Here is a 12,470-nt window from a genome sequence, read left to right as displayed (position 1 = left end):
ACGGCGTGACGGAGCGGGAGATACCCGAGCAGTATCTGGACGGTTATGCCCGGATCCTGGCCGAGGTCTCGGCCACCGGCCGTCGCCTCACCCGCGAGGAGATCGAGTCCCGGCGCGTTCTGGGCGAACGGGCCGCGGACGCCGGCCACGGCCTGCGCGCCCTGGTAGGAGCCCACCTCGCCGCAGCCCGCGCCGCCTGGCCGGACACACCGGGATCGGCCGACAGCACGCTCGCCGCCGTGCAGCAGGTCGTCGACGCCTTCGCCGAGGGCTACGAACGCGCCCAGCGTCTCGCCGTGCGCCAGGAGGAGGCCGCCCGCCGGGAGTTCATCGACGACCTCCTCTACGGCCGTAGCGACCTGGGCCACCTCGCTGAACGTGCCGAACGCTTCGGTCTGCGCCTGTCTCACGCCCACGCGGTCGCCGTCGCGCAAGGCCCGGCAGCCTACGACGAGGGCAGCGCGGTTGCCCGGCAAGTGGAGCAGGCGCTGCTGGCCCGCTTCGGCAACCGCAGCGTCCTGCTCACCACCAAGGACGGCCGGCTGCTGTGCATCGCCCCCGGGCACGAGGACGAGGTCCTGCCCTACTTCGCCAAACAGGCGCACGCCGCCACCGACGGCGGCCGGGTTGTCATCGGCCGCCCGCAGCCCGGACCCAGCGGAGTCGTCCAGTCGTACGAAGAAGCCCTGAGCGCTCTGGAGATAGCTGAACGCCTCGGCCTCGACGACCCGGTCCTGCGCGCCAATGACCTGCTCGTCTATCCCGTCCTCACGCGCGACCGCCAAGCCATGGCCGACCTCGTGGTGAACACGCTCGGCCCGCTCACCACTGCCCGAGGCGGCGCCCAACCCCTCCTCGACACCCTCATCGCCTATTTCGACTCCGGCTGCGTCGCAGTCGAAGCCGCCCGCCGCCTCTCCCTGAGCGTGAGGGCCATGACATACCGCCTGGAACGCATCTACCAGCTCACCGACGCCAACCCCGCCGACCCCGCCCACCGCTACATGCTCCAGACCGCCGTCATCGGCGCCCGGCTGCTGGACTGGCCCGCCAAGGAGCTCTGACGGCAGCGCCTGCGAGGCGGGGAGGCAGTGCGGCGCCACCGAACACTGCCGAGGCCCGGCATGGTCCGACCGGGCCAGGGCCTGCGGCCATCGGCCCCGCGTAATCGAGCCGAGGAGTGGCGATGAAGTGGTTCGTGGGAGTCGGTATGACGCCGGGCCTGGCGCTCGTCGTCCACGGAGCCCTGTGCACGCGTACGGGGTGGACCTTCCCCTGGGCACGCAGCCGCGTCACGCATCCCTGGGTCCACGGACTCGGCGCCCCATTCACCGGCGTGTCCTGCCTGGTGCAGGGACTGTTCTACTTCGGGATCACGCCCAGTGCCTCGTGGGAGATCCGCTTCTTCGGCTCGAACGCCTTCACACTGGCCGGGCTCGGCCGCCTCGCGGCCATCCCGTCGCGCGTCGACACGTACGGAATGCGCCGAGCGACCGGAAGTGGCACCAGCCGTGCTCACTGCGCGATGCGGCCCATCTCCGTGGTGAGGAGCACGGGGTCACTGTCGAAGCCCCGGATCATCTCGTGCAGTTCCCAACGCCCCGGACGTGTTCCTGGTGAACTCGGCGACCGTCGCGGACGTGGCGTCGGCGACCCGGCCGAAGTCGTCCGCCAGCAGTTGCTGGTATCCCTCGATGACGACCACCCCCGCGTTGGATATGTCACCGAAGGTGCGGGGGCCGCCGTCCCCTGGTGGATGGCCACCCCGACCACCACCCGCCCGTAGACGGACGCCAGCCGCTCGAACTCCAGCACCATCACCTCGACGAACCCGAAGCCCATGCCGGTCTGGCTGTGCCGGCTCATGTTGATGGTGCCGTCCGGCGATCGGCTGTCGTAGTGCACGACATACGCCGGCCGCCCGTGAGAATCGTCCGCCACGGTCAAGTATGTGTTCCCGACGGAGCTTTGACGCCTCCTTAGCGGTCTTCCTTGCGGCACCGACATCGTGCTGCCTCACAGTGACCTGTTGGCGCGTCGGCAGCATGCTTGCTGCCTGGTGGCGCTGCATGGTGGAGCTCGATCCGTGCCAGGTGGACCTCCGTGGGCCGATGCACAACGCGCGACTGAGCCGTTCGGCCCATGGCCCGGCCGGGTCAGCAGGCCGAGTGTCTTGCAAGGCGCTCTACTTGCTCTCGGACTTCGAGAGGAGTCGGCTCATGACAGGACATCCGCACTCTGTCGAGCGCGTGCTTTCCGCGCCCATCGATCTCAGCGGGACGGGGCACTACGTGCACTGGGGAGTGGTGCAGCTGTCTGTCGCCAACCTCGTGGTCATCGGGGTGATGCTGGTCGTCTTCGTGGCGGCCGTGCTCCTGCCCTTCCCCCGAGGGCGAGGCCGAGGATGAGCGAGGCAGGCCGAGCCGGCGGAGGCTGGACCGGGGCGGTCCGGCGGCGGGCGGTGCGGGCACTGCCCCCGGACAAGCTGCTGCCGGACACCCAGCCCGCGTACATGGCCTCATGGATCTACGTCTTCGGTGTGCTCACCGTGGCCGCGCTGATCGTCGTCCTGGTCACCGGCGGGGTGCTGGCCCTGAAGGGGCCCGCATGGTGGCATGTCTCGGGAACCGGCAAGTACGTGAACGGCCTGCACCTGTGGAGCGTCGAGCTGTTCATGTTCTTCATGGTCATCCACCTGTGGGGCAAATTCTTCATGGCCGCCTGGCGCGGTCGGCGGGCCCTGACCTGGGTCACCGGTGCGGTGTGCTTCTTCGCCTCGATCGGCACGGCCTTCACCGGCTACCTGGTCCAGCAGAACTTCGACTCCCAGTGGATCGCCGGGCAGGCCAAGGACGGGCTCAACGCGGTCGGCATCGGCGCGTTCTTCAACGTGCTGGACTTCGGCCAGATGCTGATGTGGCACATCGTCCTGCTGCCCTGCGCCCTGGCCTTGCTGACGATCTGGCACATCCTGCTGGTCCGGCTGCGCGGGATCGTGCCGCCGATCGACGCCACCACCGGTCCCGCGGACGCAACCACGCGGGAGGCAGCGCGATGAAACGACGCCACCGTGAGTCCGCCGTGCCGGCCCCGGCTGCCTTCCCCACCAGGTCCTACGACCTGGTCAAGGAGTTCACGATCGCACTGGTCGTGGTCGCGCTGCTCACCGCGGGCCTGGCCGCCGTCTTCTCCTCGCCCGACGTCAAGCCGGTAACCCTGGCCTCCTGGGCGCGGGCCGACGGCGCCGACTTCACCGCGACCGCCGTGACCGAGCTCGGCGGCACCAGCGGCACGGCCGAGTACGGGCCGCCGTACAACCACACGCCGGGCGCGGCGCAGAAACTCGGGCCGGTCGGGCTGCAGAGCGCCGCAGGGGTCCGCATCCCGGTGGACACGGCAAACGACTTCGTGCTGCGTCCACTGCGCGACGCCCCGGAACCACCCGCCGTCAGCGCGGCCCTCGCCACCTGGGCCGGCGCTCCGGCGGCCCGGCACCAGGCATGGACCTCGGCCTACTCCGACGCCCTGACCAAGGCCGGCGGCGGCACCCCCGCAAAGGACGATTACGGCCCGGTCCGCGTCCTCATCGCACGCCTTCTCGGTCTGGCCCGCAGCGGCGCACTGGATGGCGAACTCCAGGCGGAGGGCACGTTCTACCAGACCGACTACACCCGTCCGCTGCTCTTCCTCTCCGACGGTTCCTACCTCGAGTCCCTTGCCCGTGCCGAGCATCTCGGCGGCGACCAGTGGGGGATGATGAACGAAACCGGGAACTACCCGGGCCAGGCGTGGCTGTGGCTCTACACCTTCTGGTACCAGATCGCCCCCTTCAAGTCTTCCGGCAACGCCGACGCCCTGATCTGGGGCCTGATGGCCCTGCTCAGCCTGAGCCTGATGCTCGTGCCTTTCACCCCCGGAGTGCGATCCGTTCCGCGCTGGACGCGAGTGCACCGGCTGATCTGGCGCACCTACTACCGCGAACAAGCTGTGGAACGGGACCGGCAGGAGTGATCCCGCTCTCCCACGTACCCTCGCTGCGGGTGGTTGCGCCACCGCAACGAAGGCCAAGTCATCCAGTGCCTGGTCATTACCCCAAGACCGGGTGAGCCCGTCGCCAAGTTGAAGTTGACGGACACAGGGCTGGTCTGGGTCGCTGATCGTGCTCTCGTGCTGGTCCTGGGCGGTTGCCGGAGCTCAAGATCATCTGCCGTTCCGGCGATGACGGATCCACGGTTTCTGCGGCGTGAGCGAGGTGCCTGTCCGTACGATCCAGGCGGGAGGTGCGTCAGTTTGGCCAGGGATTGCGGAACCGGGCCTTCGTGAGCTGATCACAGCTCGCGGGGCCGAACTGGAGTCGCAGGCAGAGAAGTTGAGCCAGCAGCTTCAAGAGGTGCGCAACGAACTGGAGGAGTTCGCCGTCGCCGAGCGGGTCGCGCGTCGGCTGGCCGAACACCTGCACGCCGAAACGGAACGAGAAGCGGTGCCGGCACAGCCTGCCGGGCAGGTCGCGGGCCGTACGGTACTGCTGGTGCCGCAGCGCGAGCGCGGCATGGACGAGGCGGTCCGGCCCGCGGACCATCAGCGGATCATGGACGTGGCGCGGCGGGCGGATACACCGGTCATGATCAAGCAGGTCTGCGCCGAGCTGGGGATGTCCACCGAGCCAGCCCGCTCGGAGACGCTGCGTTCGAAGCTGAACCGGCCGGCCGAGCGGGCCTGGCTGCGCAAGCCGGCCGACGGGAAGTTCACCACCACGCTGTGAACGTGCCCCGCCCACAGAAGTCAGCGTGTTCCGGTGTGGTGGCGTGGCTGACGAAGCGCCGGGCCGACGACCCGGCGGTCATTTGTTGTCCCGTCGGATTCGAAGGCAGCACGTGCCTCAATCGTGCGCCCGCGGCCCGCGCCCGCGGTGTGGGTGGCCGAGCGCGACCGGTGGGCTCAGGCCGCGACCGCCATGCGCGCGGCGAGGTCCCGGCCGGCAGTCTTATAGGCGGGCGGGAAGGTGAGCTTCAGTCCCTGCTCCTGCCCCTCGAGGGTGAGTACCGTCTGCACGCCCAGGCCGAGCAGCGCCTTGCTCACCGGGGCGGCGGCCGTCAGCTCGCGGGGCAGGGCCATCAGCAGCTTGCCAGGTCGGCCGGTGGCAGTCTTGGCGTCGAAGAACAGCAGCCGCCGGTCGGTGAGCGCCCAGTACATGGGACGCGGCTGCACCGTGGCAATGACCGCGCCTGCGGTGAGGACGCCGACCAGCGCGGTGGTCATCACCCGCCGCTTCACGGAGACGGACCCGACCTTTGCCAGGGAGGTGAGTTCGACCCGCTCGCCCTCGGCGAGCAGAGGGGTCACCGACTGGAGCACTTGCTGCCTGCGCCTGTTGTTCATGATCGTCCTTGCGGTGTTCCGAGGGCACGCATGTCCGCCGTGCCGGTGCGCGTGGGAGGCGCATGCCAGCGTAGGTGCAGTATTTCGGTACCCGAATAAAGCCTTGGCCATGGATTCGTAAGATCATCGGTGAACCGGGAGGGAACTCTTGGTCCATGGACTTTCTTGGGCGATCGTTCGAGTGCGTGCCGGTGCCTAGCATGAGGCGATCACGAACGGTACGACGCGAGGAAGGCCCGGAGTGCTCCTGCCGGGGCCCGGACGGCGGTCGCGTTCCCTGTATGCGGTCGTCAGTCCCGTTGTCTTACTCACCGTGCTCGGAACCCTGACCCTGACACACGGATCGCACCCGGCACGGACGGGCTTTCGCGCACGACCATCGAGGTGTCGCCCGGCTCCTGCGGACACGGCTGGGACACGCCGTCGACCGGTGTGCAGGTCTTCGAGCTGCACAACACGTCCGACGGAACCGCCGAGGTGTTCCTCGAGGATCCGAAGAGCCGCTTGGTGTACGACGAGGCGGAGGGCGTCGGTCCGGGTACGACACGCGAGCTGACCGTCCGCCTGGGCAAAGGCTCGTACGCCTTCAAGTGTGTGCCCACGACGCCGACGCCGTCACCGGGCCCACGGTCCGTATCGACAAGGGCCGTAGCGGGCCGGCCGCAGCCCCGGTCATGGAGCACGACCTGATCCCTCCCGCGCTCGACTACCGGAAGTGGGTCGGCCACGGCTTGGGCGAAGTGGCACGGCTGACGGGCCGACTGCACGACGCGATCGACCGCGGGGACCGTGCCGGGGCCCGTACGGCCTGGCTGCTGGCGCACCTGCAGTACGAACGGCTCGGCGGGGCCTATGACGCCTTCGGTGACGCGGACCAGGCGATCAACGGCACCGACGCGGGTGAGGTGCGCGGAAGCGAGTTCCACGTTGACCTGGGCGTCGTCGTGGATCGTGAACGACTCCACCGGCCAGCCCGCGTCACGCGGAGTACCGAGGGGGATGACGCCCAGGCTGACCGAGGGCAGCGAGGCCACGCAGATGAGATGGCCGAGTGCTCCAACCAGGCCGCACGGGCCAGCGCCCACGCCCCCCTCGACAGCCCGTTTGTGGCGGCCTGGGCGCCGAACCAGTTGCGGTGGGTGAGGGCGCAGGACCAGGCGAGAACCCTGCAGGCCCGCAGCCCTGCCGCCCACGTCGCCGGCGACGAGCCGGACGCGATGGCCTTGCTGTTCAGGGCGCTGCGGAAGGTGGGGGCGCAGGAGCAGGCGGATGCGCTGGCCACACGGGCCGCCGCCCACGCCCCCTCGACGACCCGTACGTAGTGGCCTCGCTGCTGGAGACGCTGCGGAAGGTGGGGGCGCAGGAGCAGGTGGATGCCCTGCTGGCCCACGACCCCGCCGCCCACGCCCCGCTCGACGAACCGTACGTAGTGGCCTCGCTGCTGAACGCGCTGCGGGAGGTCGGGGCGCGGGGGCAGGTGGACGCGCTGGCCGCGCGGGCCGTCGCCCAAGCCCCCCTCGACGATTCGTACGCGTTAGCCCGGCTGCTGGAGACGCTGCGGAAGGGGGGCACAGGAGCAGGCCGATGCCCTTGCCGCACGGCTTCCTGCCGCGGGGCACTTCGATCGATTCATCGGGCTCATCGGTAACCCAGAGCAGTTCCGGCTCGGACGCGAACCCGATGGCTACCCTGCTCCTGCGTGGTCATGGGACGACCTGGAATGATTCGGTCGGGCTCGAAACAGGTCACCGGCGCCGCTCAGGCATGGTCGGGCACCGTGGTCCGGCGGTGCTCGGTCAGTTCGAGCTCGATGAACGCGCCGACCATGGCCCGCCACACGGCCTCGGCCACCTCGGGCGCCAGGCCGGCGGATTCGGCCCGTACCCGGGCGGCGGCGATGACCCGCTCGGCGCGGTCCGGGGCCCGCACGGCCTGTTCGTCCGTCTTCAGGGCCGCCGCGGCCCTCACCAGGTTCTGGCGCTGGGCGAGCAGGTCGACCAGCTCTCCGTCGAGCGTGTCGATGAGGTCACGGATCTCGGCGAGTGACTGAGGAGTGGGGGTCGGCATGCCGTCATCATTCCATGCGGTGATCCTCGCAGCAGCCGTCCCTGACCATCTGTTCGGTGACCGCGCTCCAGCCTCCGTGCGGTGCCCTCCGTGCTGTCGGCCGGCTGAACGCCGCCTGAAGGCCCGACCGTTCGTGCAGGACGCCGCCGCGGACGACACCCCTGGTGCGGATCAGGGAGTCGAAGTCCTGGAACGGATCGCCGTCGACGAGGGTCAAGTCGGCCAGCTTGCCCGGCTCGACCGTGCCGAGGTCACGGTCCACTCCGAAGACCCGGGCCGGGGTTCGGGTCACCGTGGTCAGGGCCTCGGCGGGCGTCAGACCATAGCGGTGCAGTGCGCGCAGCGCCAGATGGAGCTGGAGGCCCACCGGGGAGAGCGGGGCGTCGGTGCCGAGGAGCAACTGTCCGCCGCCGCGTACGACCCGGCGGTAGGCGTCGATCTCCCGTTCCAGGACGGCCAGTTCGGGGCCGGTCGGGGGGTCATCCGCGATCCGCCGGACGAGGTCCACGTCCCAGGGCGGCATCATCCGGGTCACCCGGTCGTCCTCGGCGACGTCCGGGTGGGCGCCGATCAGCGGCATGGCGGTGAACGGGGTCGCGATCAGGTGGAAGCGGCCGCGGTTGTAGAGCTCGAGGGTGTCCTGGTGGGTGTAGCCCTCGGCGCTCGCGCCGTGGCCGTACTCGGCGCGGTCGGTGGACAGCAGGTGGGTGGTGAGGTCCTGTCCGGCGTGGATTCCGGCGGCGCACAGGTGGGTGCCGGTGAGTACGCCGAGCTGGTCGTGGGCGTGGCGGGCGGCCTGTGCCATGTGCCGGAAGGGGGCTCGGACGTAGGTCTTGACGAAGTCCCATTCCAGGTCCCGGGCGCGGGCCAGCGAGCGGGTGAAGCCCTCGTCGGTGCGGTGGGCGCGGCCCATGCTGTAGCCGACGCGGGAGCCGTCGAGCAGTTCGCCGGTGGCGAGCAGGCGGGGTGCGTAGAGCCGGTCGGCCGCGATGTCCTCGCGCAGCCGGGCCTGTTCGTAGGCGAAGCCGCCCAGGGACACGGTGGTGGTGATGCCGTAGGCGAGCTGGAGGGCGCCCTGCCGGGCGCCGTAGGTGTACTGCCAGGGGTGGACGTGCGCATCCCACAGGCCGGGCAGCACGGTGGCGGCGGAGGCGTCCACCGTGCGGGCGGCCGCGCGGCCGGGCCGGTGCGGTTCGATCGCGGTGATGCGGCCGTCCCGGATGAGGATGTCCACGTCCGCGCGGGCTGCGGAGCCGGTGCCGTCCCAGAGCAGGCCGGCTTGCACGATCGTGTCGACGGGGGTGGGGCGGCGGTAGTGCAGGGTGACGGGCACGGTGCGCGCGGGTCCGGCCGGTGTGCCGTCGTCGGCCAGGCTCAGCAACCGCAGCCGGCCGCCGGACTGGTAGAGCAGGGTGCGGGAGTCGCCGCACCAGGCGGGATGGTCGGCGGGCTCGTCGGTGAGGCGGCGGGCCTCGCCGTCCGGGGTGCCGTCGGGGGTGACGGGCAGCAGCCACAGCGCGGACTCGCTGACACAGGCCATGGCCCGCCCATCGGGAGACCAGACGGGGCCGGAGGCATAGCGGTCGGAGAGGGAGGCGTGGGGGGCGAGGGCATGGCGGACGTCCTCGCCGGTGCTGGTGTCGACCACGCGGATGAGGTTGTGGCCTTCGCGGAAGCGGAAGTTGAGGCGGTTGCGGTCGCACAGGGCGAGGTAGCGGCCGTCCGGTGACCAGCTGGGCCGCCCGGGCAGTCCGCCGCCGCCGAGCGGGGCCGCGAGCGTGCGCTCCTCTCCGGTGGCCAGGTCGCGCACGAGGAGGTTGCCGGCCATGTCCAGGCAGGCGAGACGGGTGCCGTCGGGCGAGAGCATCGCGTGGACCCGCCCGCCGGGTGCGAGCACGCTCTCGGTGCCGTCGGTCAGGTCCCGGCGGCGTACGGTGTTCAGCCCCTCCCGGTCGTCGGTGTAGACGAGGGCCCGGCCGTCCGGCGTCCACACCGGGCCCTGGACGTACTCGGTGGGCGCGCTCTGCCGTACCTTGCGGGGGGTGCCGCCCGCGATGTCGACCACCCACAGGGCGTTCAGCGCGGCGAAGGCCACGCTGCGGCCGTCGGGGGACGGACTGGGCAGGTGGATGCCGTGCACGGGGCGGGTCCGCTCGGCCTCCAGCGCGTACGTCTTGACCGTGTAGCTGGGCCGGGCGATCTCCAGTGCGGCGTGGAAGGCCAGTTCGCGGCCCGTGCCGTCGTGGTGCGGGCGGATCACCCGGAACCGGCCGCCCACGGTGACCAGCAGCTGCTCGTCGTCGATCCAGCGTGGCGGCGCGGGCGCCAGCTCGTCGTCGAGGGCCACCTGCCGGCCGTCCACGAACAGCGCGATGGCCTCGGTCTTGGGCGGCCCGGGGATGCTCCGCAGCCAGGCGAGGCGCCCGGCCGGCGAGACGGCGGGCGTCAGCAGGTTTCCCTCGGTTGCGGTGTGCTCGGTGCGCGCCCCGGTGCCGTCAGGGACGACGGAGACGATCGTCCGTGCGGTGAGCGTGGGGGCACGGTATGCGGCGCGGACGAACAACAGCCGGGAGCCGTCGGCGGACCAGACGGGGTCGAAGTCCTCCCAGGGTCCGTCCTGGACCGGCCCATCCTGTGCCGGGAGGCCGGTGACCTGGCGCAGTGCGCCGTCGTGGACGGAGACCGTCCAGATGCGGTACGGACTGCCGTGGACCGGGTCGCCTCCGCGTTCGGAGCAGAAGGCGAGGGTCCGTCCGTCGGGCGCCCAGGCGGGGGCGCGGTCGTCGAAGGGGCCGTCGGTGAGGCGGCGCAGCTGCGAGCCGTCCGCGTGCATCAGCCAGAGGTGGAAGGCGCCGTCGCGGTAGGCGCTCATAGCGAGCTGCCGTCCGTCCGGCGAGAACACCGGCCGGTTCGGCTCCAGGTCGGGCGGGGTGAGGGCGGTTGCGGCCGAGCCGTCGCCGGGCACCGACCACAGCACGCCCTGCACCTCGGCGACGACCCGGTCGCCTCCCGCGGTGGCGGTGGCGGCGCCGTTGGTGGTGTCGGTGAACCGCAGGCGCACCGGTTCGTCGGAGGCTGCGGCGGCCGGTTCCGGCCGGTGGGGGGCCGCGCCGGCAGGTGCCGCGAGGCCGTCGCTGGGCAGCGCGCCGGTCAGGGCTGCTCCCGAGGTCGCCTTCAGGAAGTGTCTGCGGGGCACGGCCGGGGGCATGGAGGTCTCACTTCTCCTGGTCGGGAAGGGCCGGTTGCCCGTTGCGTGCGGGCATCCCGTAGTACGCGGCGAGGGCGGCGCACGCGGCGACGGTGCCGCACAGCAGCCAGACGGTGTCACCCATCAGGGCCCAGGCGGCGACGCCCGCGGCGGGGCCCGCGGCGGAGCCGATGCCGAAGGTCGCCTGCGCGGCGCCGAGATACCGGCTGCGGTTCTCGGGGGCGGCGGCCAGCGCGGGATAGGCGGTCATGGTCGGGGAGCCGATGATTTCGCCCAGGGACCACACGACGGTGGCGGCGACGAGCCCGGCGACGCCCAACGGGAGTACGTAGGCGGTGAGTCCGGCGCCGACCGACAGGATGCCGGCGACGGCGGCGAGCCGGGCGGACCAGCGCTGCACCCACCGGGTCACGGCCAGCTCGCACAGGATGACGATGGCGCCGTTGGCGGCGACGAGGCTGCCGTACACGAAGGTGTCGAAGCCGTGGGCGCGCACAGCGAGGGGCAGTGTCGACAGGTACTGGGTGTAGACGGCGGAAAAGCCGAGGATGGCGGCCAGGAACAGGACGAAGGAGCGGTCGCGCAGCACCGTGCGGTATCCGGTGCCCCCGTCCGGGGGGCGAGGCGGCAGCGGGCTCTCGGGTGAGCCGTCGGACGCCCGGGGCGAGGCCGCAGGGCGGTCGGCGGGCAGCAACCGGTGGGCCAGGACAGCGACCGCGAGGGCTGCGGCCGCCTCCCCCCAGAAGAGCAGCGTGTACGAGTGCGCGACGAGCGCGGCGCCGATGAGCGGGGCCGCGGTGGTGCCGACATTGGTGGCGAGCCGGTACATCGCGAAGACCATGACGCGGCGCTGCTCACCGGTGAGCCTGCTGACGAGTTCCGCCGACGCGGGCCGGTAGACCTGACTCGCCGCCCCGGCCCCGCCCGCCAGCAGCATCATCGCCGGGTAAGAGGACGCGTACAGCAGCGCGACGGTGAGCGCGGCGGCGAGCGCCATCGAGAACACGATGGACAGACGGACGCCGATACGGCCGATGAGCCAGCCGCCCAGGAGAATGCCGGCAACCGCGCCCGCGCCGTGCGCGGCGAGCGCGAATCCGGCCTGCACCTCGGGGAATCCGCGCGCGACCATGAAGAGCACGAGGAAGACCTGGAGGAAGCCGCCGAGCCGGTTCACCATGATCCCGGCAATCACCACTTTCACCGGCAGCGGCGCCTCGCGCCAGGTCAGCGCTATGCCGGCCGCTTCGGCGCCGGTGGTGCGTGCCCTGTCCTCCACGCTCATCGGAATCTCCTGGCGTGGAAACCCTGTCCTTCAGGGCTGGGAGGGAACGCATCCTCGGAGCGGAGTCGCGCAGCGGCGGAGATCGTTCCGCCATTCTCACAACGGACGGTGCTCACAAGGGAACTGATAGAATGTGAGACACAACGCAGACGGTGAAGCGGGCTTTCAAGTACCGCTTCTACCCCACGGACGAGCAGGCGGCGGAGCTGTCGCGCACGTTCGGCTGCGTCCGCCTCGTCTACAACCGGGCGCTTGAAGAGCGCACCCGTGCCTGGTATGGCGAGCAGCGCCGAATCTCCTACGTCCAGTCTTCCGCCGCACTGACCGAGTGGAAGAAGACCGGGGAACTCGCCTTCGTCACCGAGGTGTCGTCGGTCCCGCTTCAGCAAGCCCTGCGTCACCTCCAGACCGCGTTTGGCAACTTCTTCGCCAAGCGGGCCAAGATGTCGGCGCCGCTGGACATCCGCTGGTCGCGTCCACTGCCCGACGGCGCGGAGCCGACGACCGTAACCGTGTCCCGTGACACGGCGG

At 71.0% G+C, this 12,470-nt stretch carries 11 protein-coding genes and 1 pseudogene; 7 read left to right on the top strand and 5 right to left on the bottom strand.

The genetic code is table 11. The annotated features are described in order from the left end of the window. Positions 1-5: 5 nt before the first annotated feature. A complete protein-coding gene (locus AB0I54_RS38695) occupies positions 6-1,064 on the top strand; it encodes a helix-turn-helix domain-containing protein (protein ID WP_363300994.1) in 1,059 nt (352 codons plus the stop codon). A 451-nt stretch (positions 1,065-1,515) separates the two neighbouring features. On the opposite strand, the pseudogene AB0I54_RS38690 reads toward AB0I54_RS38695, so the two are convergent. Then, positions 1,516-1,938: pseudogene (locus AB0I54_RS38690) on the bottom strand (TerD family protein); the annotation flags it as partial. 281 nt (positions 1,939-2,219) lie between these two features. Here AB0I54_RS38690 and AB0I54_RS38685 point away from each other — a divergent pair. From AB0I54_RS38685 to AB0I54_RS38670, 4 genes are all read left to right on the top strand, one after another. Continuing rightward, complete coding sequence (locus AB0I54_RS38685) at positions 2,220-2,408, top strand: hypothetical protein (RefSeq protein ID WP_363300993.1); 189 nt, start codon at positions 2,220-2,222, stop codon at positions 2,406-2,408. Next, entirely contained in the window at positions 2,405-3,058 is a 654-nt protein-coding gene (locus AB0I54_RS38680; protein WP_363300992.1) for a cytochrome b N-terminal domain-containing protein, read from the top strand. Before AB0I54_RS38685 ends, AB0I54_RS38680 begins: the two co-directional genes overlap by 4 nt. Beyond that, on the top strand, positions 3,055-4,011 hold the full coding sequence (locus AB0I54_RS38675; RefSeq protein ID WP_363300991.1) for a hypothetical protein: 957 nt from the start codon (positions 3,055-3,057) through the stop codon (positions 4,009-4,011). Before AB0I54_RS38680 ends, AB0I54_RS38675 begins: the two co-directional genes overlap by 4 nt. Before the next feature lie 379 nt (positions 4,012-4,390). Beyond that, on the top strand, positions 4,391-4,762 hold the full coding sequence (locus AB0I54_RS38670; RefSeq protein ID WP_363300990.1) for a hypothetical protein: 372 nt from the start codon (positions 4,391-4,393) through the stop codon (positions 4,760-4,762). A 176-nt stretch (positions 4,763-4,938) separates the two neighbouring features. On the opposite strand, the gene AB0I54_RS38665 is transcribed toward AB0I54_RS38670, so the two are convergent. Beyond that, a complete protein-coding gene (locus AB0I54_RS38665; protein WP_363300988.1) occupies positions 4,939-5,379 on the bottom strand; it encodes a hypothetical protein in 441 nt (146 codons plus the stop codon). A 590-nt stretch (positions 5,380-5,969) separates the two neighbouring features. Between AB0I54_RS38665 and AB0I54_RS38660 the strand changes: the two genes are divergently transcribed. Then, on the top strand, positions 5,970-6,701 hold the full coding sequence (locus tag AB0I54_RS38660) for a hypothetical protein (RefSeq protein ID WP_363300987.1): 732 nt from the start codon (positions 5,970-5,972) through the stop codon (positions 6,699-6,701). 436 nt (positions 6,702-7,137) lie between these two features. On the opposite strand, the gene AB0I54_RS38655 is transcribed toward AB0I54_RS38660, so the two are convergent. The 3 genes from AB0I54_RS38655 to AB0I54_RS38645 are packed head-to-tail and all read right to left on the bottom strand — an operon-like array spanning position 7,138 to position 11,939. Next, positions 7,138-7,446 (bottom strand): chorismate mutase, encoded by a 309-nt coding sequence (locus AB0I54_RS38655; protein WP_363300986.1) that lies wholly within the window; start codon positions 7,444-7,446, stop codon positions 7,138-7,140. A gap of 7 nt (positions 7,447-7,453) precedes the next feature. After that, a complete protein-coding gene (locus AB0I54_RS38650; RefSeq protein ID WP_363300985.1) occupies positions 7,454-10,654 on the bottom strand; it encodes an amidohydrolase family protein in 3,201 nt (1,066 codons plus the stop codon). Positions 10,655-10,661: 7 nt separating this feature from the next. Beyond that, positions 10,662-11,939, bottom strand: coding sequence for an MFS transporter (locus AB0I54_RS38645; protein ID WP_363300984.1), 1,278 nt, complete (start codon positions 11,937-11,939; stop codon positions 10,662-10,664). Positions 11,940-12,091: 152 nt separating this feature from the next. On the opposite strand from AB0I54_RS38645, the gene AB0I54_RS38640 reads away from it, so the two are divergent. Continuing rightward, the coding region (locus AB0I54_RS38640) for a transposase (RefSeq protein WP_363300983.1) at positions 12,092-12,470 on the top strand (379 nt) is incomplete at its 3' end.

Origin of the sequence: Streptomyces sp. NPDC050625 (genome assembly GCF_040654755.1) — a bacterium.
Taxonomy (GTDB): domain Bacteria; phylum Actinomycetota; class Actinomycetes; order Streptomycetales; family Streptomycetaceae; genus Streptomyces.
Note: the sequence above shows the minus strand (reverse complement) of the source record. Positions and strands in the feature narration are given on the sequence as shown.

Coding starts and splice junctions, on each gene's coding strand:
- AB0I54_RS38685 (WP_363300993.1), top strand. CDS start 2,220: ATGACAGGACATCCGCACTCTGTCGAGCGCGTGCTTTCCGCGCCCATC.
- AB0I54_RS38680 (WP_363300992.1), top strand. CDS start 2,405: ATGAGCGAGGCAGGCCGAGCCGGCGGAGGCTGGACCGGGGCGGTCCGG.
- AB0I54_RS38675 (WP_363300991.1), top strand. CDS start 3,055: ATGAAACGACGCCACCGTGAGTCCGCCGTGCCGGCCCCGGCTGCCTTC.
- AB0I54_RS38665 (WP_363300988.1), bottom strand. CDS start 5,379: ATGAACAACAGGCGCAGGCAGCAAGTGCTCCAGTCGGTGACCCCTCTG.
- AB0I54_RS38655 (WP_363300986.1), bottom strand. CDS start 7,446: ATGCCGACCCCCACTCCTCAGTCACTCGCCGAGATCCGTGACCTCATC.
- AB0I54_RS38650 (WP_363300985.1), bottom strand. CDS start 10,654: ATGCCCCCGGCCGTGCCCCGCAGACACTTCCTGAAGGCGACCTCGGGA.
- AB0I54_RS38645 (WP_363300984.1), bottom strand. CDS start 11,939: ATGAGCGTGGAGGACAGGGCACGCACCACCGGCGCCGAAGCGGCCGGC.